Origin of the sequence: uncultured Erythrobacter sp., assembly GCF_947499705.1 — a bacterium.
Lineage (GTDB): Bacteria > Pseudomonadota > Alphaproteobacteria > Sphingomonadales > Sphingomonadaceae > Erythrobacter.
In genome coordinates this window covers 310,940-333,239 of record NZ_CANMPJ010000002.1, presented here as the reverse complement: position 1 = coordinate 333,239, position 22,300 = coordinate 310,940, and the positions used below count along the sequence as shown (strand labels likewise).

Here is a 22,300-nt window from a genome sequence, read left to right as displayed (position 1 = left end):
GGTGCCTACAAAGTCTGCCCGTCATCCAGCACGAAGTCCGCGCCGGTCACAAACTCCGCCGCGTCAGAGCAAAGGAACAGCACGGGGCCGTCCAGCCCTTCGTCCGCCATCAACCGACGCTTGGGGAAGCGGGCGATCTGCTTCTTGCCGAGATCAGTGTCGAACCATTCGTCGTTGATCGCGGTGCGGATGTAGCCGGGGGAAATCGTGTTCACACAGATTCCCGCGCGCGCCCATTCGCGGGCCATGCTGCGCGCGGCCTGCACTACGCCTGCCTTGCTGGCCGAGTAGGCAACCAGGCCGGGTGAGGGTTCGAAAGCGGTGATCGAGGCGACCATCACGATCCGTCCCTTCACATTGCCCGCTGCGATCATTCGCTTGGCACCTTCACGTGCGGTCAGGATCGCGCCTTTGAGGTTGATAGCGAGTGTGCGCTCAATCTCGTCCTCGGCCATATCGTTGATCATGCCTGCGCCATCGACGCCGGCGTTGGCGATCACCGTGTCGATGGTCCCGAAGGCTTGCTCGGCAGCGTCGAAGCCCGCGACCACGTCTGCGTTGCGCGCGACATCCATCTCTACCGCTGCGGCTTGTGGTCCGATTTCAGCAGCCAAAGCCTCGAGCCGATCCTTGCGCCGCGCACCGAGTGCAACATTTGCTCCATTCGCGGCGAGGATGCGTCCAAAGCGGGAACCGAGACCCGATGACGCGCCAGTGATAAGCGCAGTGCGCCCGGAAAGATCGACAGAGATGCTCATGGGCTGAGCTACTTAGTCGCTGGCAATTCGCCGTCGATATATTTCTTCAGCGTGGTCTGGAAATGTCGCACCCGGCTATCCTGATACGCGCCGAGTTCCATGATCCCGTTGCCTGATGCTTTCATCCCTGTCTGGACATGCGGTAGGTTGGCCATGTCCTGATCAAACACGCCTGCGAGCGCCTCACCCATAACATCCTTGGCCCAGGCAAACGGCTGATCCTCGGGAATTGTCACCTTCTCAACCGCGCGCGGACGCTTTTCGCCTTTTGGGGTCGGGAATAGCAGGCGGATTTCCATCACGCACCAATCAGGCGTGTCGCCGGGCAGCCAACGATAGCAAAGGGTTGGCAGATACCCGATCCACGGGGCGAAGTTGGGGAAGATGTTGTACGTGAAATTGTCGAGAATTTCGGAATCCGATTTGTCCGAGTAATCGTGGCCATAGGCCTCGGTGAAGCCCGACCGGCTTGCCTCGGCCAGCAGCTTGCGCGCCTGCAGCGGATCGCTTTCATCGACCTCGACGGTTTCTTCGCTAGCGGCGTAGCGGCGGTTGGTCTCGGCGTCCGAGCCGCCTGAAAACTCGGCCATCTTGTCGAGAATATACTGCTGCGTTTTACCTTTGAGGTGCGGGCTAAGCACCCCGGACGGTGTGATGGCTCGATTGAAGTTATCGCCGATCAAATCATACCTTGTGTTGGCGTCGCCAAGGAACGGCAGAAGTTGCGGATGGGTGGTGACCGAATGCCACGCCTCCATAAATGCCTCGGCGGTGGCCTTCCAGTTGGCCGGGATTTTCCGCGCGACCCACATGCCGGTGTAGCGGTTTTCCATGTCGTAATTGTCGTAGTGATCCGCCGCCGGGCCAAGCCAGGTCTTGAAGTCGGGCAAATCGGCATTCTCGGTGATCATCACGAAGCCCTGCCACAGCTCGACGCGGACTTCGGGCAGGCTCATGTCCTTGTCTTCAAGATGCTTGAAGTCCCAGTCGCACGGAATTTCTTTCAGCGTCCCATCGGTCTTCCAGGTAAAGCCGTGGAAGGGGCAGCGGAACTGCGTGGTGTTGCCGTCTTCAGTGCGCAGTTTGCGTCCGCGGTGCAGGCAGACATTGTAGAAGGCGCGCACGCTGCCGTCACGCTGGCGGGTGATCAGGAAGCTCTTTTCATTGATCTCGAACACGACCGTGTCGCCGGGATCGGGCAGCTCATCCTCGCGCGCCGCAAACAGCCAGACATTCGGCCACAGCTTCTCGCGCTCGAGCGCCGCGAACTCCTCGCTGACATAGGGTTCGATCGGCAGCGGATCGTTCGGCATGTCGATGTTCGTTTCTTCGAACAGGTAATCCGGCGGCGTTCGCGTGTCGCCTTCGAGCATGTCGGTGTAGGTCATGCCCGGGCAGCGATCTTGGCGTTTGATGTCTTTGATCTCGTTCATGGCGGGTCTGATCCTGATTCCTCGCACTTTGTGCAGTGTTCGCGCCGAAGAATATCACACAGGTTTGCCTTGAGGTCACACTATCGGATTGGAGAGGATGAATGGCGCAGGCCAATGGGATCGCAGGGCTCGGCGAAGTGATGCAGCTGGCCTTTGTGCCGAAGGATTTCGACGCGGCGGTCAAGCATTGGACCGAAGTGATGGGAGTTGGCCCGTTCTTCCTGATGGAAGGCATCCATCTGGAAGGGATGAAATATCGCGGCGCGCCAACCGATGCAGTGTTCGACCTCGCGCTGGCCTATTGGGGCGATCTTCAGATCGAACTGATCCGCCCGCGCGACACTCACCCGTCGATCTATTCGGGTGAATACGCTGACCTAAATGACGGCCTGCACCACGTCTGCATCCTCGTCGACAATATCGAGGAGGCCTACCGCGTCTGCGGAGAGCAAGGCGCAGAGGTCGTGATCGAAGGCGCGCTCGGCGATAGCAAGGTGATCTATGTCGACCCGGGTTCAGGGCCGGGCGGGTTGGTCGAGATCCTCCAGCAAGGCGAGGGAGGTCCCGGCCTGTTCGCGATGATCAAACAGGCCGGTGAGGGCTGGGATGGGAGCGAGCCGCTTAGAAGCCTAGGCTGAGGCTTGGTCGCGGAGCACGGCGGCAAAGCCGCCGCAAGGGCGACCGCCCGCCCGCAGCGATGCGGCCTTTAGGCCGCGTGAGCGAGGAATTCGCGCGCCGGATGGCGCGCGGAAATCAAGAATTCGCCCCCAGATACCCCAGCTGACCGGCTTTGAAGATCGTCTGCGCGCGGTTCACGCTGTCCAGCTTCTCGCCGGCACGGTGGATGTGGTAACGGATCGTGGCGTGGCTACGTTCAAGGATCATGCTGATTTCCTTGTCCGTTTTGCCGATCGCGGCCCAGCGCAGGCATTCCACCTCGCGCTTCGACAACACACAATCCGATGGAATGCGCCGCTTCGTCCGATGTGCCTGCACATAGCCTGCGACAAACCGGCGAGTGACCTGCGCGAACAGTGAGCCGAACTCAACGAATTCTTCCGACAGGTCCTCTTTCTCACGGTCCATGCTGATGAAGCTGTTGGCGGAGATCTGGCCGAACGGCAGGTGGACCGGAATCACGATCGCAGCCTTGCAGAGCGAGCGCTTTTCGAAATCGGCTAGGTCGAGCTCGTCGAGATAGGAATTGCGCCAGCGGGTGTTGAACCCGTGCTGGTTCACCCAGAACGGCTCGCTTTCATACCGGCACGCGCGCGGTAGAGGCGAATGCAAGGCGAGGCGATGATCTTCCCACCAGCGTGATCCGTCATCCAGCCAGCGGAAGATATCCGCATTCAGGATCGTACCGTCGGCATCGACCATCGGTTCCTTGGATGAAATGTCATCGCACACCGCGATCTGCATCCCGCGTTCTTGCGCCATTCGGGCAAGCGCAACGGCTGCATCGTGAATGTCCTCAGGACAGGTGATGGTGACCTGCTCAAGCAATTGCTCGAGTTTTTCGCGGCCCTGCGGCGTGCGCAGTTCGACTACGTTCGTGGCCATAATCTGGCTCCTCTCCTCCTCAACTTCCCGTCCGCGCCAGCCTACCCTATTTCTTCTGATTCGCCTCATACTTTACGCAGGGGCATTGAGGGTTTGTGCTGGCTACGCCAAGCGCACTCTAAAGGAGATTCAGGCGATGGTATGGCAAGGTGAGAATTTCGGTGTCGCTTTGAAAGCGTTGGCGAACTCGATTGAGCCGGATCGTCCGGCGCTGATCCATGGCGAGAGGGTAGTAAGTTGGAGCGAACTCGACGCCGAAACCGATGCTATCGCTGCAGGATTGCGGGCTCGCGGGCTCAAGCCGGGCGATGTTGCCGGGCAGATGCTTCGCAACAGTCCCGACTACATTCTCGCCTATTTCGGCTGCATCAAGGCAGGCGTCACGCCGGTCAATGTGAACTACCATTACAAGGCACGCGAACTGGCCGACATATTCGAGCGTTTCGAATTGAAGGCTCTGTTCACCGAGAGCGACTTTGCCGAGTCGGGCGCGGCCGCGATGCCGGACGGCGCGCTAACTGTCGATGTCGGGGACGAGGATTGGGCAGCATTGCGGTCAACTGCGTTGCCTGCAGATTTCGCAGTTCATGACGATCCGCAAGCTCTTTTCCTGACCGCGACCGGCGGGACCACCGGTATGCCCAAAGCGGTGATGTGGCCGATGGTAGAGGCGTGGCAGGCGTTCAGCATCTCGGTGTGGCAGACCGGCATGGGCGAGCCACCCTTCATCGCGGAGTCGCTCAAGAAACAGGTCGAACGCGCGGCCACAATCAGCCCCGACCATCCGGGCAGCGCCTCACCGCTCCTGCTGCTCAGCCCGCTGATGCATGGGGCAGGGCAATTCACCGGGGTGATCCACCTGCTGAAAGGCGGCACTTTGGCGCTGCTCCCGGCGGAGAAGTTCGACGCCGATCTTGCGCTCGACGAAGTCAAGCGTCTGCAAGCGCGCGGCATCTTCATTGTGGGCGACGCCTTCGCGCTGCCACTGGCTGACCGGCTGGATGCGCGCGGCGATGGCGAAGATCTGCTCGCCAGCCTGCGCACGATCACGTCGTCGGGCGCGGTGTTCTCCGAAGGGTTCAAGCAGCGTCTGATCGCGCATCACAAAACGCTGGTCATCATCGATGCGCTCGGATCGAGCGAAAGCTCTGGTACCGGGATCGTCATTACCACCGCCGCTGGTTCGACCGGCGGCGGCAGATTCCAGCCCCTGCCGGGCCGCGAGACAAAGCTGTTCGACGAAAACCTCAAAGAGATCGCACCGGGTGAGGACGGCGTCGGCATCGTTGCGCGCACGGGGCCCCTTCCGCTCGGCTATCTCGGCGAAACCGAGAAGAATGCGCAAACCTTTCCCGTGATCGGCGGCAAGCGCTGGCTGATGACAGGCGACCGCGCCCGCTGGGGTGCGGATGGCTCGATGGAGTTCATCGGCCGCGACAACATGTGCATCAACACCGGCGGCGAGAAAGTCTTCCCCGAGGAAGTCGAGGCGGTGTTGCTGGAGCACCCAGCTGTTAACGATGCGCGCGTCGTCAGCCTGCCCGACGAGCGTTTCGGAAGAAAGGTCGTCGCAGTGGTCGAGCCCAAGGGCTGCGCGCCGGACGCATTGGAAGAAGCGCTCGACGGCCATGCCCGCGAGGAACTGGCTGGGTACAAGATCCCGCGTCTGTATGTGTTCACCAACGGCTCGCTACGGCTCAACAATGGCAAGCCGGACTACAAAACCGCCCAACGGCTCGCGGATGAGGCCGCGAGGTAGCGGCGTCCCGTCGCGACATTTTTCAAACCACAGAAATCGGAGCGTGCATGCCCGCTATTGGGTGGGGGCGGACAATCTCTTCTTCTAAGAGATGGACGTCTTCCTCTGGACATCCAGTTCACGGACTACCGATGTCGTGAGCTTCCATATCGCCGCTTCTCAAGAGCACCATGTAGCGTGGCCACCACCTAGAGTACCCCAAAAACTACATAGAGCACTCCCAGGCAATTGCTCTCGAGAGTTCACGCCAAATTGGCAGCATCGTGATGCTTGATTGACAATCAGCATTCCCCAAAAAAGACGCCAACGTTCGAGCGCAGCTGCGTATCAGAGATCAGTTGATCATCCGCGTCGAAAACTTGCGCAGATATCAGTCCTCGACCCTCTTCGAGATCATACGTTGTTTTGATGCCGTCGCCGTCGAAGCAAGTGTATTTTGTTAGTGCATCTCTCTTTGAAATGATCCGGCACTTGCTTTGGCCATCACTCCAACTGGTTCGATCCTTGCCAGTGGGGATAGCCATTCCCAAAAACCAATGTGCGCCATCTATATATTTGGTAGACGATGAAACCGGGTTGGCACTCGTATCGGACGGCGCTGAAGTTTCCAGCAAAAAAACGTCCTCTTGGTCAACGTAGATCGTCAAGAAGGTATTTTCGACCGTATCCTCATAGACTGCTGCATTATTTCGGTTCGCTTGGTCGCATTTGTCGGCATCAGAGTTACAGCTTGTGGTCAAGATCAATATACCAACCCAAAGATAACTTGCCTGCATAGGCTTGAAACTAGCTGCACAAACATACGACCGCAAATGGGTCGTGATCCGAAGGACTGGTTTTGGTTCGAGATCGGTAGAAGCCGTCCCCGAGCAAGCCGCGCAACAGCCCTTATCCCTTCACCCGGTCCGCCTTGTCCTTGGCGTTGGTGCCTTTGATCATCTGGCGCATCATGTCCCACTCATTGTCGCCCATTGCGTGCAGCTGCGGGTAGAACGTGCCGCCATTCGCCTGATAGCCTGCGCCGTCGATCGCGATGGTCTGGCCGTTCACATATTCTGCGCCTTGGCCCATCAGGAACACCGCGAGGTTCGCGAGTTCGTGCATCTCTCCCGCGCGGCCCATCGGGTTGAGATCATTCTTGGAATTGCCGCCTTGCCCCCCGGGGGAAAGGCGGGCGCTCATGCCCTTGGTCGGGAAGAGGCCCGGCGCGATTGCGTTGAAGCGCAGGCCATAGCGGCCCCATTCGGTCGCGAGGCTCTGGGTCATGGCGTGGATCGCTGTCTTTGACATAGCCGATGGCACCACGAACGCGCTGCCTGACCACACCCAGGTGGTCAGGATCGAAAGGAAGCTCGCAGTCTTCTTCTCCTCGATCAGGCGCTTGCCGATATCGAGCGTCACGTAAAATGTTCCGCGCATCACGATGTCGGCGATGGCGTTGAAACCGTTGACCGACAGGTCTTCGGTGCGGCTGATGAAGTTGCCCGCCGCGTTGTTGACCACGCCGGTCAGCGCGCCGCCATCGGCCCAAATGCTATCCACCATCGCATGGATCGCATCGGCATCGCGGATGTCGCAGGCATGCGCGACAACCTTGCCGCCATGCGCTTCCATCAATTCCGCAGCGGTTTCATCCAGCTTGTTCTGCCGCCGCCCGCAAATGTAGACGGTCGCGCCCAGCTTGAGGAAACCTTCCGCCATTTCGCGGCCCAGCCCGGTGCCGCCGCCGGTGACCAGAATGCGCTCATCAGCCATCAGGCCTTCGCGGAACATCAGCTTCGATACGTCCATCAGTCGTTTCCTCTCAAATCGTCATTGCGAGCCGCTGAAAGCGGCGCGGCAATCCATGGCCTGCCGTTTCTGCTGCTCGCATTGGTCCATGGATTGCTTCGCTTCGCTCGCAATGACGAGCAAATCAAAGCCCCAGAACTGTCTTTGCGATGATGTTTTTCTGCACTTCATCCGACCCGCCAAAGATCGTGGCGGCACGGTTGTTGAGGTAGCGGCCCATCGCGGTCTGAGCGAGTTCGCTGCCAACCGGCTCCGGTGCCTCGTTGCCATAAAGCGGGCGCTCCAGCGGCAATTGCAGTGCATCGGGGCCGAGTAATTCGAGCCGCAACGTGTCCACCTCCTGTCCGATATTCGCGCCAAGCAGTTTGACGAGAGATGTTTGCGGACCGGGCGCGCGACCCTTGGCCAGTTCAGCAAGGATGCGCAGTTCGGTGAACTCCAACGCTTCTGCTTCGAGCCGCACGCGAGCAAGCCGATCGCGGAAACGGGCATCGTGCGCGATGGCTCCGTTCACGCCCGAAGGCTGTGTTTTCGCCAGCTCTGCAAGTTTGTCGATGCTCTGAAGCAGTCGCGGTGCAAAGCATGATCCGCCGCGCTCGTTTTCAAGCAGGAACTTGGCGATCGACCAGCCCGCTCCATCTTCGCCGATGCGGTTTTCGACACTCGTGCGCGCGTCCGAGAAGAACACTTGGTTCACCTCGTGGTCGCCCGACATCGAGTGGATCGGCGTCACTTCGATTCCGTCCTGATCCATCGGCAGCAGCAGGAAAGTGATCCCCGCCTGCTTCTTGCCCGAACTGTCGGTACGGACGAGCGCGAAGATCCAATTGGCGTGGTGCGCGTGGGTGGTCCAGATCTTCGATCCGTTGACGACATATTCGTCGCCATCCAATCGAGCCGAGGTCTTGAGCGAAGCCAAATCGGACCCGCTGCCCGGCTCTGAATATCCCTGACACCAGTAATCGTCGCCCGACAGGATTCGAGGCAGGAAACGCGCTTTCTGTTCCGGCGTGCCGAATTCGCAAATCACCGGGCCGACCAGTCGCAATCCGAGGATCGAAATCGAGGGAGCGCCTGCGAGCGCGCATTCCTTTTCGAAGATGAACTTCTGCGTGGGCGTCCATCCGGTGCCGCCATCTTCCTTGGGCCAATGCGGTGCAACCCAGCCCTTTTCGGCCAGAATACGGTGCCATTCCATCCCGATATCAGGCTCGACGAACACACCTGGAGTGCGCCGTGCGCCATCGCGCAAACGATCGGCCAGTTTGTCGGCCAGAAACCCGCGCACTTCTTCTCGAAAGGCGATGTCTTCGGGTGAGAAATTCATATCCATGGGCTGCGTCCCTAGCTCAATCTTCCGCTCGCATCGCCCAGCCGATCGAACGGCGGAGCATGTCGTAATAGACGTCGTAATTCCACGCGCACATCTCCTTGTGCGGGTAGAAATCCTGCATTCCCGGCAGGTCGTAGTGGCCCCGGCAATGGCCCAGCGTGTTGTAGACGATCCGCCCCTTGCCGATGTCGCGGGTGTAGAGGATCGGCACGTCAGTCTTTTCCCAGTTCGCTTTGACAAAGCCGGTCGCTTCGCCCTCAAACGTGGTCTGCATTAGCGTGTCAATTTCAGCGGTGGTCTTCGAGAGATACAGTTCGTCGACGACCTCGAAATCCTCGATCCCGCGTGTGAGTTCGTGATCTGTGTTGACCACGTCGACCTTGAACTGGCCAATCGGTGGGTGTGCGACGAATTGAGTGCCCAGCATTTCCATCACGTCGGGCCGATCATCAGGTGCATCGACAAGACCTTCTTCGGTGAAGACAAGGATCGAGTTGGTGCCGTGCAGCGCGAGCCATTTGCCGCCGCCTTCGACCCAGGCTCGCACTTGTGCAGCTTGCTCCTCGGTCGGCATCAGGTCGCAGGTGTAGGTGATCAGGAAACGGCATGCATCGAGCCGCTCCAGCCCCGAATAATCCGCCGCGACGGTGGTGCGAATATGCGGATGCTCGGCAAGCAGTTTCAGGATTTCGAGCCGCGGGTAGTCGATATCGTGATACTTGCCCGCAGCGATAAAGTGCGCGTCGATCCGGGTTGCTGGTTGTTCGCTCATATTAGCTCCTGATCGATCCGCCGCCATCGACTGTGAAGTCACAGCCGGTGGTGAAACTCGCATCATCGCTGGCGAGGAAGACGACCGCCTTGGCCACTTCCTCCGGTTCGCCGATGCGGTTCATCGGGTGGGTCGCGGCGAATTGCTCCTCGACCACTTCGGGTTCGGCCATGCCTGAGTATTTGTAGCGGTCATACATCGGCGTGCGGATCGCGCCGGGATGCACCATGTTTGCGCGCACCGGCACGCCGCGTTCGGCGCAATCGAGCGCGATGGAGCGAGTCAGGCCAAGCAAGCCCGCTTTCGAGGCGCTGTAGGCAGCCACAAACGCGGCTGCGCGGATGGCAATCATAGAGCCGATATTGACGATGGCCGCCGGCTCGCCAGATGCCTCCATCACTGGAAGCGCGGCGCGGCAGCCCAGGAATGGCCCTTCAAGATTGATATCGATGGTGCGCCGCCAACTATCGAGATCGACGTCGACGACGTTGCCGGGTTCCGAGATGCCAGCGATGTTGCACAGCACGTTGAGCTTGCCGAAATGGTCCTGCGCGGCCTTTACGGCGGCATGCCATTGGTCGAGCTCGCGAACGTCAAGTTCGAAGGCCTCGGCATTTTCGCCCAGCTCGTCAGCCAGAGCGCGGGCCTTGTCGATCTGTACATCGCACAGCAGCACCTTGCCGCCTTCGGCGACGATCATCCGGCCGACCGTGGCTCCGATCCCCTCTGCACCGCCTGTAACGAGTGCGACTTTGGAGTCCATTTTCCCTGGCATCTTGCTCAATTAACGCTCCAGTATCGCCACGGCTGAAAGGCCCGGTGCGCCATAGACATGGCTGTATCCGGTCTTCGGTGTGTTTGGTACTTGTCGCTCCCCGCCGCGCCCACGCAATTGTTCGACGTTTTCGTAGACTTGCCGCAATCCTGATGCGCCGATCGGTTCGCCGCACGCCAGGCAGCCACCATCGGTGTTGACCGGCAGTTTGCCATCCGTGTTGGTCCAGCCTTCTGCCAGCCACTTTTCCTGATCGCCATCCGCGCAGAAGCCGTTTTCGGCCATGTGCATGATTTCCGCGCCGCTTTCGGTGTCCTGCAATTGCGCGACGTCGATATCTTCGGGGCCGATGCCTGCACCTTCGAACGCGGCTTTTGAAGCGAGCACGGTGGGCTTGCCGCCTTCCTTGATGCTCACGCCGGCCTGAAACACCTCGAAACTGTCAGGTGGCCGGGTTTTCACAGCAATCTTGGCGATCTTGACGCTTTTACCCGGACCAAGCACGCCCAGTTCGCGGGCCTTTTTCTCGCTTGCCAGTATCAGCGCAACGCCGCCCTCTGCCGGGGCGCAGAACATGAACTTGGTCAGCGGATCGTTGATCATCGGGGCGTTCATGATCGTTTCGAGATCGATCTCGCTCCGCCGCCAGGCATGCGGAGTTTTCGCGCCATTGCGGAAGGCTTTTTCCGCGACCCGGCCTAAAGTCTCACGGCTGATCCCGTGCAGTTGCATGTAGCGCTGAATCTTGAGCGCAAAGAACTGTGTCGTCAGCATCATCCCGGTCTGGCCGTACCAGTCTGGCAGGCCATAATCGGAAGGCTTGGCATTGAACGCCCCGCGCGGATGCTTGTCGAAGCCGACTGCCAGCGCGAGATCATACATCCCGCTCGCAATCGCTTGCTGTGCGGCGGAGAGGGCGCTGCCGCCGGTCGCGCAGCCATTGGCCACATTGGTGAAGGGGAGCGAGGTCAGGCCAAGCTCGTTGACCATGATATCCGCGCTGCCCGCCGCTGCCGATCCGCCATAGGCGCATTCGATATCGGGCCATTCCAGCCCAGCATCGGCCATTGCCTCGCGCACGGCGAACACGCCTTGTTCTCGCCCGGAGCGGCCTTCGGTCCGACCAAACGGATGGATGCCCGCGCCGATGATATAGACGTTCTCACTCATGCGGCCTGTTCCTCGGCTTGGGTAATGGGTCGGAAGGCGTAGGTGTCATGCGTCGCGTTGAACGGGACGATGCAAAACTCGACCGGCATGTTCAGCGACAGATCTTCAAGCAGAGAATCGACAATCCGCGCTTCGACGATCACTTCGCCGGGTAGTTCGACATAGCCAAGCAGGAATGGCTGGAAATCCGGCGGACCTTCGTCGGGGCCAGAGCCGGGGCCTTCATAGGGCTCTTTTGGAAGAAAGCCCTGCGTGGTCCACGACCACAATGTGCCGGTGCGCGAAAGCTTATGGGGTTCAACGTCCTTTGCCGCGTCGCCCTGAGGCATAGGGAATACGATCTCACCCGAAGGTAGCCTCCCGCCCATCAAGTGCGGCTGTGTGTCATCGCTCCACAAGTCCGGATCGATCTTCTGGCCCATTCTAGTCTCCTCAGGCCGCCAGCGCGTATTCGGCGAGTACGGAATCTGTGTCGCCAAACAGCCGTGCGAGCACCATGACGCGCTTCATCGCGTGGCCGATCGCCAGTTCATCGGTGATCCCCATGCCGCCATGCATCTGCACCGCCTCGCGCGCGACTGCGTCGATATTCTCGCCGATAAACGCCTTCGCGCCCGCTGCAGCGCGCTGCCGCTCGGCGGTTTCACTGCGGTCGATCAGTGCGGCGCGATAGAGCATCGAGCGCGACTGTTCGATCTTCGCATAGGCTTCCACCAGCCGGTGTTGCAGAGCTTGAAAGGATCCAATCGCAACGCCGAATTGCTCGCGCTCTTTCACGTAAGCCAGCGTGTCGTCGAGCAGTCGCTGTCCCAGACCGACCATCTCTGCCGCAGCATAAAGGCGGGCATCGCTGACGATGGCTGTCAGGATGTCTGGAGCGATGTTGAGCTTCGCCGTTGAGGATACACCGACCCGCGTCAGCTTAAGCTCACCGGCAATGCTGCCATCCGTCAGGCGATAGGCACGGACCTCAAGTCCTTCGGTGTCGCGCGGCACGAGGAAGCAGGTGGTCTCGCCATCCAGATCGGCGGTGACGATGAACAGGTCGGCCAATAGCGCGCCCATCACGAAGGTCTTCTCGCCTGTCATTGCGAAGCCGTCGCCTGAAGTCTCAGCCTTCAAACTTTTCGCTGCGAGGCTGTAGCGCTGCGCCCGTTCGGCCCAGGCAAAGCTGGCGATCTGTTCGCCGCCGAGCACTTTTTCGAGCGGGCCTTCGGCACTGCCAGCGCCCAACAATAGAGCGGGCAATACACCGTGTTCGAGCCACGGATCAGGTGAGTTGGCCTTGCCAAGCGCCTCCGCAACCAGAGCGAGATCGACCGGAGAGCCGCCCATGCCGCCCGCCTCTTCCGGTGCCGCCAGAGCGATCAGACCCATTTCGGCAAGTTCCTGCCAACGCGCCCGGTCATATCCTGTCTCGGACAGTCGCAATTTGCGCCGAGCCTCTACATCGATAGGGGCGGAAAACCGCTCCACGCTGGAGCGAAACAGCTCCTGTTCTTCGCTTAGGTCGAAATTCACGCGCTCTTCCTCGAGAACGTGATGGGCAGGCGCGTTACCCCGCGCAGCAGGATGTTGGGGAGGATCGTGATACCATCCTCATCGGCGACCGCGAAATCGTCGAGCCGCTCCAACAGCTCATCAAACGCGACCAGCATCTCCTTGCGACTGAGCATGTTGCCCACGCACATGTGCGGCCCCTTGCCAAACGCCTGATGCGCGCGCGCATTCTTGCGCTCGATATCGAATGCGTTCGGATTTTCGAACTTCTTGGGATCGCGATTGGCAGCGGCATAGCGCAGCTGGACAACGGCGCCCGCCGGAATTGCCTGACCGCCCAGTTCTGTGTCCTGCTTGACGATGCGCCACATGCCCGCAGTTGGCGTTTCGTAGCGCAGTGATTCCTCGACAAGATTGCCGATCAGCTTGGGATCGCGCCCACCTGCCGCTGCCTTGGCTTTTTCCATCTGATCAGGGTTGCGGATCAATTGAAGCAATCCGCCTGCCAGTGTCGATGTCGTCGTCTCATTTCCCGCGACCATGAATTGCTGCATGATCGACATGATCTGCGGATCGGTCAGCGGTTCTTCGCCTTCAACCCGAGCCTCGACCAGATCAGCCAGCAGATCGTCGCCGCCATTGGCGCGGCGATCGTCGATCTTGCCTTTCATGTAGTGCTGATATTCGACCAGTGCGCGGGCGCATTCCTTTTTTCGGTCGTGGTCGACCATCTGGCTGAACCGGTCGACGGCCGCGTCTGACCATTCCTTGACCTTCTTTGGGTCCTTATCGAGCCCAATCTGCCCCGCGATCATGAACACCGGCAGCGGGATTGCGAATTCCTCGACAAACTCGCATTCGCTCTTATCCGCAAACGCTTCGATCAACGAAATCGACTTTTCGCGCATCGTGTCTTCGATCGCGTTCACGCGCGGCGCGGAGAAAGCGAGGTTCACAAGCTTACGATTGCGGGTGTGGACGGGAGCATCGGCAGTGAGGAGAGTGGCTTCGTCGGGCCAGCCTTCGGCGAGGATCGCGTTGATCTCCTCGTCTTCTTCACGCCCCATCAGGACACTGAAATCGTTTGAGAAAACTGCGGGCTTGGTGTTCGCCTCGTTGCACAGATCATAACTGTAGACGACGTAAGTGTTCATCTCCGGCAAGTGTTCGATTGCGATCCCTGCGTCATGAATCGCGCTGTAATAGTCGAACGGGTCGATCAGCGTTTCGGGCGCGAAGACGCTCGCGTCTTTGATGGATTCTGGCTTGTTCATGACGGCGGCTCTCATCCCAACGAATTAGGTTGCAAGCCTAGCCACATGCACCGGGGCGATGCGATGCGCGAATGTGTTAGGATTGACGGGCTTTTGCGGCCTCAGCCTTCGGCGAGATCGCCAAACTCGCGTACGAATTCAGCGCTGTCGAAGTAATCGCGCCATTTCGCGATCTTGCCGTCATCGTTCAGTTCGAACACGCCCATCACTTTGATGGTGCGCTTGCGGCCTTTCATCTCGAACCAGTCGGTGCGTTCGGTCAGGACGACACTACCATTGGCTGCGATGTGATGCGTGTCGAAGCCGCAGGCCTCGACGCCCGGGAACGCCGCCATCTTGGCGCGGACCTGATCGATGCCGTTGACCGTCGAAAGTGGCATGTCCGACCACTCGATGTCCTCTGCCATGAAGGAATAGATTTTCTCGAGATCGTATTCGTCCCATGCGGCGATGAAGGCGGTGATGGTTTCAATCGGGGTCATGGATTTTCTCCTGCGATGAAATCGAGGGCATTGGTTAGCATCTGGCGAACATGCGGATTGGCATAGGTCTGCGGTGCATCGCCAAACTGGAGGTAGACCAGCGGCGCATTCGCCACCTGCTTGTGCCAGGCGACGAGATTGCTGCCCGGCGGATGGTCCCAGCCATCGTTGGAGTAAAGTGTGCCCGAAATGCCTTGCGCGGCGGAATAGAAATTGTCGCGTGTGAATGTGTAGTCGGAGCGGACCAGCGGGGTAACGTCATCCTCGAAAATCTCGGCGAGATAAAGCTCGTCAACGACCCGGAATTCGCTCGGCAACCCGGCGGTCACCGGATGATCGGCGACAACCTGCGCGGCGTAGTCGACGTCGTGGCGATAGCCGGAATCGAGCGTAGCTTTTCCGCGCACTTCGCCAGGAGTGTAGAGGAACCGCCCGCCTAGCATTTCGTGCCATTCGGGCCAGTCAGCCCATCCGGCCAGGGCATGGTGCATCGCTACCGCGCCGCGTTCGGCCTCGAACCGCTCGACGATAGCGCGGCGGAACGCTTCGGATGGCGGGCGCGAGGTCACCCATTTGTCGGCGAAGGTGTATCCGCCCATGTCATAAAACAGCACCGCGTCGGCTTCCAAAGCGCGGCCACCCGCGACCGCTTCCTCGGCTTCGGGGTGCATCAGGTGCGTGATGTCCCACTCGCCGAGCGCGCCAAGCAGTTCCGCAAAGGGTTCACGCTCATAAGCGTGGCCACCGGACAGGACTAGGAGGTCGCGGGCCATGTTTCAGGTGGCGATTTTCAGGATCATCTTGCCTTGGTTCGATCCAGCAAACAGCCGCATGAAACTGTCGAAGGCGTGCTCCAATCCTTCGTCGATATGCTCTTCGCTCGCGAGCTGACCGGCGGCCGCCCATTCGCCCATTTTTGCCGCGCCTTCCGGGAAGCGTTCGACATAGTCCATGACCAGCAGACCCCGGATCGAAGATCGCGTAACGATGAGGTTCCACAGATTGCGCGCGCCGCGTGGGGGCGTGTTGTATTCGCTGATCAGCCCGCACAGCCCGACGCGGGCATAGAGGTTGAGGTTCATTAGTCCGGCATCGAGGATTGGTCCGCCGACATTTTCGAAGATCACGTCGACCCCATCGGGGCATGCTTCACCGATAGCTGCGGTAAGGGCGGCTTCGTCTTTCCCCTTGTAATCAATCGCTGCGTCGAAGCCGTATTTCTCGGTGAGCTTGGCGCACTTTTCGGGGCCGCCCGCAATCCCGACTGCGCGGCAGCCGTGGATTTTTGCAAGCTGTCCAACCAGCGAACCCACTGCGCCAGCTGCGCCGGTGACGAGAACCGTCTCGCCCTCTTTCGGCTCGCACACTTCAAGAAACCCGAAGTACGCCGTCATTCCAACCGCCCCGAAGATCGAGAGATAGTTGGTCACGCTTGGCACCAGGCTTGGGTCGATGGGCTGGGTGAAGCCGCCGACCTGGCTGATCGAATAATCCTCCAAAGCATTGAGGCCCATGACCCACTGGCCTTTCTCAAAGCCTTCCGCTCGGCTCTCTTCAACAACGCCAATCGTGCTCGCCCGCATCGACGTGCCGAGCGGGACCGGCGGCATGTAATTCCCGCCAGCATCCATCCACCCGCGCATCGCCGGATCGAGTGAAGCGTAGTGATTGCGTATCAAGAATTGTCCGTCGGCCAGATCCGGTGTCGGCTCAGTGATCAACTCAAAATCTTCGGGGACCGGCTCGCCATCGGGGCGACGCTGAAGGAGAAAGCGCCGGTTATCGGGCATGGGAATTCCTTTGTGTTGAGTGATATGAAATCAGGCAGCGACCAGTTTCACCGGGATCGCGCTTTGCAGGCTCTGCCCGGTGATCGGATCGAAATCGACGACTTCGCTGGTCAGACGGTTGGTCGAGGAACCACGTGTCCGCACGTCCTCTTTCGACGCATCGGCATCGCCATAGGCATGCGCCATGGAAACCAGACCCCGGCGCACCTTGTCGCTGGCTTTCACCACGCCATGAATGGTCGCATGCGGTGATGTGATCTCGACTATCCCGCCTTCCTCCAGTCCCAGCTGTGCCATATCATCTGGGTGGATATAGGCCGGGTTGGTCGTCGTCTTTTCCTGCAGCTTCTTGAGTGGGTGACCGATCGAGTTGAACCGAGTCTTTGACCGGCGGCTGATCAGTTTGAATCCATAGCCTGCACGCGCGGTCGGGTTGCTCGCATAACGTATCAGCTCACCCGGCATGTCGCCGACATTTAGACCAAAGCGGTTGAGCTCACTTTCTTCGACAGGTCCGACAACGGGATGCTTGTCTTCATAGACCACCGCCGCGCCGCCTGCTTTCTGAGCGTCCTTGCGAACCTGGCTCGGCGGGACAATGCATCCGGCGGTCATCAGATCAAGGAAGGCCTCTTTCGACGGCTTCTCATCCATCGGCAGCGGTCCACCAGCCAGCTCCATTGTTACGCCAAGGTGATGCGCGAGCGTCCAGAACATCTCGTATTCGTCGATCACATCGCCCGGCGGAGTTGCGATGGCCTCGACATACCGGGCGTAAGCTTCTTCGTGCCACCATTCGGAAAGGTTGGTGATGTCTTCGCGTTCAAGGCATTGCGAGGGCGCGAGAACGACATCGGCGCGCTTGGCACTGGCGCTCATCCACGGATCGATCTGGACGAACATTTCAAGATGATCGAGCGCGCGGGTCATCTTTGCCTGATCGGGAAAGCCGACCACCGGATTACCGCCGACAGAGATCAGCGCACGCACCTGTCCATCGCCGGGGGTCAGGATTTCATCGGCCAGCACATTGCACGGCATCTCAAAACCCAGCTGACCAAGCCCTCGAAAGCGCGACTTGGCCATGCCTTCCGCGCCAAACATCGGCACATCCGGTCCAACCTGAGCGCGGCGCGGCCCGTTTATGTTGGTGAAGACGCCGGGGATCGCGGCCTTTTCGCCTTCCTGCTTGAACCGAGCGCACACGGTGTTGAGGCAAGTGACAAGATATTCGGTCAGCGTGCCATTGCCCGCCATTTCAGGCCCGGTTCCCGTGACCGCGCAGCCCTTCGATCCGCCTGCAAACATGCGCGCTGCCGCGACCAATTGGTCAGAGTCGACCCCGGCGCGCTCGGCGGCCACATCAGGCGTGAACGCCTTTACCGCCTCGGCCAGTTCCTCGAACCCGTCGACATGCGCGGCGACGAAATTGCGGTCGTAAAGCTCTTCGGAAATGATCACGTTGAGCATGCCCGCGAGCAATGCGGGGTCTTCCCCCGGCTTCACCGGTAGGTAGATATCCGCGAGCCGCGCCACGTCGCTTTCGCGAGGGTCGGCGACGATCACCTTCATCCCGCGTTCTTTCGCATCGCGGATACGGCGCGAGGGGCTGAACGGTGGGACGCCGCCCGGCGGAGAATAGTGCGAGACGATCGGATTGTTCCCCACCAGCAGGGAAACATCGCTTTCGGAAAAGGTGTTCATGCCGCCCATCCACTTGCCATAGCGCGCGGTGGTGAAGACCTTGGCTGGCTGATCGAGCGTCACCGACGTGTAGAAATTGCGCGTACCGATGGCCTGCGCAAAGCTGAGCGAGGCGGCCATCGCGGCGCTGTTCTGGTATCCGCCCGATCCCATGAACACTGCGACGGAATTGGGCCCATGCTCATCGATAAGGCGGCGAATCTCACCGGCCACATGGGCCAGCGCATCGGGCATCTTCGTGTCCTTGAATTCGCCATTCGCATCTCGCACCAGCGAGTGGTGCAGGCGATGGTCGGCGTTGTGGGAATCCGGAAGTTCGCGCCCCTTTAGGCAGGTGTAGCCGCCGAACGCCGGATCATCGGGATCGCCGCGTACCTCGAGCACTTTGCGTCCCCGCGGCGTGGTCTCGACATCGACCTCCATCGCGCAATTGGCGTGGCAGAAGCGGCAGAAGGTCTTGTGAGTTTCGACACCCATCGGGATTCTCCTTTGAGCGTAGAGATACCACAGCGCCTGAATGCAGCGACTGATACTTTTGTCCGTGGAGGATAGGCTGCGTGCGCCCCATTAGCCTGTTCGTCACCCTGAATTCATTTCAGGGTCCATCCCCTGCGCCAAGGCTGCCAAAAAGGTGGCTTGATGGATGCTGAAACAAGTTCAGCATGACGAGTATTCTTGATGGAGAGACAGTCATGCCCACCACAACTCGCCAATGGCTCTTGAATGGTCACCCACGCGGACGCGGGATCGAGGATGGCGATTTCAAGCTGGCCGAAACCCAGCTTCCCGATCCGGGCGCGGGCGAGATGCTGCTCAAGACGCATTACCTTGGCTTCGATCCGGCGATGAAAGGCTGGATGGAGAACATCGCTGATTACGTCGCACCAATGAACATTGGCGATGTGATGCGCGGCAGCGGAATTTGCGAAGTCGTCTCGAGCAATGGCGGCAAGTTCGCAGTGGGTGACATGGTGTTTGGCACGACCGGGTGGAGCGAGCATCTTGTTTCCAACGGCGAAGGTCTGACCAAAGTCGACACCACCCTCTCACCAACTGCGGTGCTTTCGGTGCTCGGGACAACTGGGCTGACGGCCTATTGTGGCCTGTTCAAGATCGGCAAGCCAGTCGCAGGCGACACCGTGCTGGTGTCCGGTGCGGCGGGCGCGACGGGCAGCGTGGTTGGCCAACTCGCAAAGCTCTCCGGGTGCCGCGCCGTTGGCATCGCGGGCGGGCCGGAGAAGTGCAAATGGCTGGTCGAAGAGGCGGGCTACGACGCCGCGATCGATTACAAGGCGGGCGGCGTGAAGGAGCAGATCAAGCAGCACTGCCCGCGCGGTGTCGATGTGATCTACGACAATGTCGGCGGGGCGATCCTGGACGATATGCTGGCTAACATCGCGACGAATGCGCGTGTTGTGATCTGCGGCGGTATCAGCCGCTATGAATCCGGCGGAACACCGACCGGCCCGGGCAACTACTTCAACCTGATTTTCCGCCGCGCGAGCATGGCTGGTTTCATCGTGCTCGACTGGGCAGCAGAATTCCCTGCAATCCGTAAGCGCCTTGAAGGCTTCGTGCAGGATGGCCGCTTGAACTATCAGGAGGACATTCAGGAGGGTTTTGAGAACGCTCCAGAGACCCTGAAGCGGTTGTTTGTCGGCAAGAACCGCGGAAAGCAGATGCTCAAACTTTAGAGCAAGTCTTCGGGCTGATTCACATTGAGCAGCGGCGGGTCGAGCGTGATCCGCCGCGCACTCACATGATCGGCGAAGCGATAGAGCGAGCGCCTGCCGTCCTCGATGAACTCAACAAGGTCGGCTGCGATTGTAACCGGCCACAGACCAACAACCGGCTGGCTGTCCACGATTGCCGCGCCTTCGCCTGACAGCTGCGCCGCCAGATCGGCAGGGATGTTCGGCGCGTCCACTCCGGCGGAAAGGACATGGATGAAGCCATGCGTTTCCGCGAAACCTAGCGCGGCGTTGAGCCCGCCCAGAGGCCCGATCCCGGCCTCCGGCTGATCCGGGATGCATCCGAAACCCGGCTCTTCACGGCCACATACAATCAGCGCTGTGGTTTGCGTCCCAAGCGCATCGGCCACGCGGTCGATCAGCCGTACGCCGTCATACAGGGCATGCGCCTTGTCACTGCCAAACCGGCGCGCTTGACCGCCTGCGAGGATGGCCCCCAGGATTCTCAAAGCGCTACCTCAATCAAACGCCTCGGTCGCCTGACCTTCTGCGTTATAGACTGGACCTTCGGCATCGACGCGATATTTCTTGCTGACCGCGTTCTCGATCCCGAACGAGCCAAGGTGGCCAAGCATACCGGCATAATGCTTGTTGGCGAAGTGGCTGGCGAGCGCCTCTTCGCTCGTCCATTCCTCGAACACGTTTACGCGTTTGGGATTGTTGAGGTCGGCGCTCCAATCATAGTGAAGACATCCATCCTGCGAAAGCGCGCCCTCGATGAAGGGCTGCGCGGTTTTCAGCGCTTCCTCCCGCTTTTCAGCGGGCAGATCGATCTGAGCGGCAATAACGATCTTGGCCATCAGGCTGTCTCCTCTGCGGGGTTGTATTCAGCGATGATCTGAAACGCGCGCTTGGTGTAAACCCACGCGCCGTCGCGTTTTTCCAACTCATCGATGTAGAGGCCGCCGATCATCCGTGTGGAACCGTCTTTGCCCTTTAGAACTTCCTGCGTCTGCACCCGCGATGTGGCTTTGTCCCCATCGACTTCGATTGCAGCGGGAACGCAGCTGAAACTGACGGCGTCGAAGTTGGACATTGCGCCCAGCCACATTTCCACGATGGCCTCACGCCCTTTCAGGTTCATTCCCATGAAGTCCCAGTCTGCGTCGTCAGCCCAGACCGATCCCCATGTCTCGGCATCGAAGCGCACGACGCCATCGCCATAGACCTCGTGCAGTTCGCGGATCGCAAGGCGATCCTCCATCGGTCCTGTGAACATGGCTTTCTTCTCCTGATCAATATGCTGCGGCTATCGTGCGGCGAGCAGGCGCGGACAATGGACACTTTTGGGAAGGGTGGAGAGGGCGCGCGACGTGTAACCACCCTTCAAAACCAGAGGAGATCACGATGGGACAGCTTCAAGGCAAAAGTGCAGTGGTGCTTGGTGCAGCGAGCGCGGGCAATATCGGGCAGGTGATCGCTCGTCTCTTCGCGAGCGAGGGCGCAAAGGTCATGGTTGCCGGACGCCACGAGGAGCCGCTCGCTGCACTCGCCATCGAAATCGGCGGCAGCTACGCGCTATGCGACATCACTGATCACGGTCAGGTCCATGCTATGGCGCAGAAGGCCAAGGCGGAATTCGGGCGGGTCGACGCCGCGATCAACTGCGCGGGCTGGGGGTTGCTGTCGAACCTGCTCGAAACAACCGAAGAACAGCTCGACCAGATCACCGATCTGCAGTTCAAAGGTGTGCATCACTTCCTGCAGGCCTTCGTCAAAGTGATGAGCGAACAGGAGCCAACCGGGGGATCGCTTATCTCGCTCAGCTCGGCGACGACCAAAGCGCTGATCAACAATCACGCGGCCTATATCGGCACCAAGCGCGCGGGCGAGGCGATGATCGAATGCGTTGCTAATGATTTCGGGCATCTCGGGATCAAGGCAAACAGCGTATCGCCAGCCTTCACCGAAAGCCCGATGACGGAAGGTGCGTTCGCGACCCCCGGACTCGTCGATGCATTTCTACCGCGCTATCCGCTGGGTCGGCTGAACACGTCGGATGACGTCGCGCATGCATGTCTATGGCTGTGCACCGATCACGCCTTTGTCACCGGTCAGAATATCCAGCCCAATGGCGGAGTGACCATCCGAGGCAATCCGCAGGCAAAAGACATTGAAGCTGCGGTGGGTGCGGCGATGGCGAAGATGCAAGAGGGTTAGGAGCCGATCTCGGATTGTTCGGACTGCCAAGTGTCGATGACGGTTTTGGCGTCTTTTAGGCCAAGTCCCGTATCGGCGCGCAGGATCTTGATCGCTTCAATCTTGGCGTTGCGGCCGAGTGCTTGCTCGATCTGCTGCGCGGCGCTGCTTGAAATGGTCGATCTGTCAAAGTCGAGCGGCGTGGATGGAGCGCGATAGATTCGCGCTGCGAACAGGTAGCCTGCGACGAACACTGCCAGCGTCCAAATTGCAAAGGTCCAATTGATGTCGTCCATGACGGCTACA

The 22,300-nt window shown here is 59.8% G+C and carries 24 protein-coding genes; 4 read left to right on the top strand and 20 right to left on the bottom strand.

Features of this window, described 5'->3' with window-relative positions; all coding sequences use genetic code 11:
• Nucleotides 1-5: 5 nt before the first annotated feature.
• The gene (locus Q0837_RS14440; RefSeq protein WP_298470537.1) at nucleotides 6-758 is read right to left on the bottom strand and encodes an SDR family NAD(P)-dependent oxidoreductase; all 753 of its coding nucleotides are present in this window, start codon (nucleotides 756-758) and stop codon (nucleotides 6-8) included.
• A gap of 8 nt (nucleotides 759-766) precedes the next feature.
• Nucleotides 767-2,191, bottom strand: coding sequence for an aromatic ring-hydroxylating dioxygenase subunit alpha (locus tag Q0837_RS14435; protein WP_298470535.1), 1,425 nt, complete (start codon nucleotides 2,189-2,191; stop codon nucleotides 767-769).
• A gap of 101 nt (nucleotides 2,192-2,292) precedes the next feature.
• On the opposite strand from Q0837_RS14435, the gene Q0837_RS14430 reads away from it, so the two are divergent.
• A complete protein-coding gene (locus tag Q0837_RS14430; protein ID WP_298470533.1) occupies nucleotides 2,293-2,829 on the top strand; it encodes a VOC family protein in 537 nt (178 codons plus the stop codon).
• Between the two features lie 115 nt (nucleotides 2,830-2,944).
• On the opposite strand, the gene Q0837_RS14425 is transcribed toward Q0837_RS14430, so the two are convergent.
• Nucleotides 2,945-3,754, bottom strand: coding sequence for a LuxR C-terminal-related transcriptional regulator (locus Q0837_RS14425; protein ID WP_298470531.1), 810 nt, complete (start codon nucleotides 3,752-3,754; stop codon nucleotides 2,945-2,947).
• A 136-nt stretch (nucleotides 3,755-3,890) separates the two neighbouring features.
• Here Q0837_RS14425 and Q0837_RS14420 point away from each other — a divergent pair, with 136 nt between their 5' ends.
• Nucleotides 3,891-5,513 (top strand): AMP-binding protein, encoded by a 1,623-nt coding sequence (locus tag Q0837_RS14420; RefSeq protein ID WP_298470529.1) that lies wholly within the window; start codon nucleotides 3,891-3,893, stop codon nucleotides 5,511-5,513.
• Nucleotides 5,514-5,794: 281 nt separating this feature from the next.
• On the opposite strand, the gene Q0837_RS14415 is transcribed toward Q0837_RS14420, so the two are convergent.
• From Q0837_RS14415 to Q0837_RS14355, 13 genes are all read right to left on the bottom strand, one after another.
• Nucleotides 5,795-6,289 (bottom strand): hypothetical protein, encoded by a 495-nt coding sequence (locus Q0837_RS14415; RefSeq protein ID WP_298470527.1) that lies wholly within the window; start codon nucleotides 6,287-6,289, stop codon nucleotides 5,795-5,797.
• Between the two features lie 112 nt (nucleotides 6,290-6,401).
• Complete coding sequence (locus Q0837_RS14410) at nucleotides 6,402-7,304, bottom strand: SDR family oxidoreductase (protein WP_298470524.1); 903 nt, start codon at nucleotides 7,302-7,304, stop codon at nucleotides 6,402-6,404.
• 124 nt (nucleotides 7,305-7,428) lie between these two features.
• Entirely contained in the window at nucleotides 7,429-8,637 is a 1,209-nt protein-coding gene (locus Q0837_RS14405; protein WP_298470522.1) for an acyl-CoA dehydrogenase family protein, read from the bottom strand.
• Nucleotides 8,638-8,653: 16 nt separating this feature from the next.
• Entirely contained in the window at nucleotides 8,654-9,409 is a 756-nt protein-coding gene (locus Q0837_RS14400) for a ThuA domain-containing protein (protein ID WP_298470520.1), read from the bottom strand.
• A 1-nt stretch (nucleotide 9,410) separates the two neighbouring features.
• The gene (locus Q0837_RS14395) at nucleotides 9,411-10,172 is read right to left on the bottom strand and encodes an SDR family oxidoreductase (protein ID WP_298470518.1); all 762 of its coding nucleotides are present in this window, start codon (nucleotides 10,170-10,172) and stop codon (nucleotides 9,411-9,413) included.
• A gap of 21 nt (nucleotides 10,173-10,193) precedes the next feature.
• Nucleotides 10,194-11,354: a thiolase family protein gene (locus Q0837_RS14390; protein WP_298470517.1), complete on the bottom strand. Its 1,161-nt coding sequence runs from the start codon at nucleotides 11,352-11,354 to the stop codon at nucleotides 10,194-10,196.
• Nucleotides 11,351-11,776, bottom strand: coding sequence for an OB-fold domain-containing protein (locus tag Q0837_RS14385; protein WP_298470515.1), 426 nt, complete (start codon nucleotides 11,774-11,776; stop codon nucleotides 11,351-11,353). The genes Q0837_RS14390 and Q0837_RS14385 overlap by 4 nt, the downstream gene beginning before the upstream one ends.
• 10 nt (nucleotides 11,777-11,786) lie before the next feature.
• Nucleotides 11,787-12,875: an acyl-CoA dehydrogenase family protein gene (locus Q0837_RS14380; protein WP_298470513.1), complete on the bottom strand. Its 1,089-nt coding sequence runs from the start codon at nucleotides 12,873-12,875 to the stop codon at nucleotides 11,787-11,789.
• The gene (locus Q0837_RS14375) at nucleotides 12,872-14,128 is read right to left on the bottom strand and encodes a cytochrome P450 (protein WP_298470511.1); all 1,257 of its coding nucleotides are present in this window, start codon (nucleotides 14,126-14,128) and stop codon (nucleotides 12,872-12,874) included. Before Q0837_RS14375 ends, Q0837_RS14380 begins: the two co-directional genes overlap by 4 nt.
• A 101-nt stretch (nucleotides 14,129-14,229) precedes the next feature.
• Nucleotides 14,230-14,610 (bottom strand): limonene-1,2-epoxide hydrolase family protein, encoded by a 381-nt coding sequence (locus Q0837_RS14370; protein ID WP_298470509.1) that lies wholly within the window; start codon nucleotides 14,608-14,610, stop codon nucleotides 14,230-14,232.
• Nucleotides 14,607-15,383 (bottom strand): ThuA domain-containing protein, encoded by a 777-nt coding sequence (locus Q0837_RS14365; RefSeq protein WP_298470507.1) that lies wholly within the window; start codon nucleotides 15,381-15,383, stop codon nucleotides 14,607-14,609. The genes Q0837_RS14370 and Q0837_RS14365 overlap by 4 nt, the downstream gene beginning before the upstream one ends.
• A gap of 3 nt (nucleotides 15,384-15,386) precedes the next feature.
• The gene (locus tag Q0837_RS14360; protein ID WP_298470505.1) at nucleotides 15,387-16,400 is read right to left on the bottom strand and encodes an NADP-dependent oxidoreductase; all 1,014 of its coding nucleotides are present in this window, start codon (nucleotides 16,398-16,400) and stop codon (nucleotides 15,387-15,389) included.
• A gap of 30 nt (nucleotides 16,401-16,430) precedes the next feature.
• Nucleotides 16,431-18,581: a molybdopterin-dependent oxidoreductase gene (locus Q0837_RS14355; protein ID WP_298470503.1), complete on the bottom strand. Its 2,151-nt coding sequence runs from the start codon at nucleotides 18,579-18,581 to the stop codon at nucleotides 16,431-16,433.
• A gap of 215 nt (nucleotides 18,582-18,796) precedes the next feature.
• On the opposite strand from Q0837_RS14355, the gene Q0837_RS14350 reads away from it, so the two are divergent.
• A complete protein-coding gene (locus Q0837_RS14350; protein WP_298470501.1) occupies nucleotides 18,797-19,798 on the top strand; it encodes an NADP-dependent oxidoreductase in 1,002 nt (333 codons plus the stop codon).
• Here Q0837_RS14350 and Q0837_RS14345 read toward each other — a convergent pair.
• The 3 genes from Q0837_RS14345 to Q0837_RS14335 are packed head-to-tail and all read right to left on the bottom strand — an operon-like array spanning nucleotide 19,795 to nucleotide 21,074.
• Nucleotides 19,795-20,304 carry a molybdenum cofactor guanylyltransferase gene (locus Q0837_RS14345; RefSeq protein WP_298470499.1) on the bottom strand — a complete coding sequence of 170 codons (510 nt, stop codon included), beginning with the start codon at nucleotides 20,302-20,304 and terminating at the stop codon, nucleotides 19,795-19,797. The genes Q0837_RS14350 and Q0837_RS14345 overlap by 4 nt on opposite strands.
• A gap of 9 nt (nucleotides 20,305-20,313) precedes the next feature.
• Nucleotides 20,314-20,655 carry a putative quinol monooxygenase gene (locus Q0837_RS14340; protein ID WP_298470497.1) on the bottom strand — a complete coding sequence of 114 codons (342 nt, stop codon included), beginning with the start codon at nucleotides 20,653-20,655 and terminating at the stop codon, nucleotides 20,314-20,316.
• On the bottom strand, nucleotides 20,655-21,074 hold the full coding sequence (locus tag Q0837_RS14335) for a nuclear transport factor 2 family protein (protein ID WP_298470495.1): 420 nt from the start codon (nucleotides 21,072-21,074) through the stop codon (nucleotides 20,655-20,657). The genes Q0837_RS14340 and Q0837_RS14335 overlap by 1 nt, the downstream gene beginning before the upstream one ends.
• Nucleotides 21,075-21,202: 128 nt before the next feature.
• Between Q0837_RS14335 and Q0837_RS14330 the strand changes: the two genes are divergently transcribed.
• Nucleotides 21,203-22,015, top strand: a complete 813-nt coding sequence (locus Q0837_RS14330; RefSeq protein WP_298470493.1) for an SDR family NAD(P)-dependent oxidoreductase — start codon at nucleotides 21,203-21,205, stop codon at nucleotides 22,013-22,015.
• Here Q0837_RS14330 and Q0837_RS14325 read toward each other — a convergent pair.
• Nucleotides 22,012-22,290, bottom strand: a complete 279-nt coding sequence (locus Q0837_RS14325; protein WP_298470491.1) for a ribosomal protein L7/L12 — start codon at nucleotides 22,288-22,290, stop codon at nucleotides 22,012-22,014. The two genes, Q0837_RS14330 and Q0837_RS14325, sit on opposite strands and share 4 nt — an antisense overlap.
• Nucleotides 22,291-22,300: the final 10 nt, after the last annotated feature.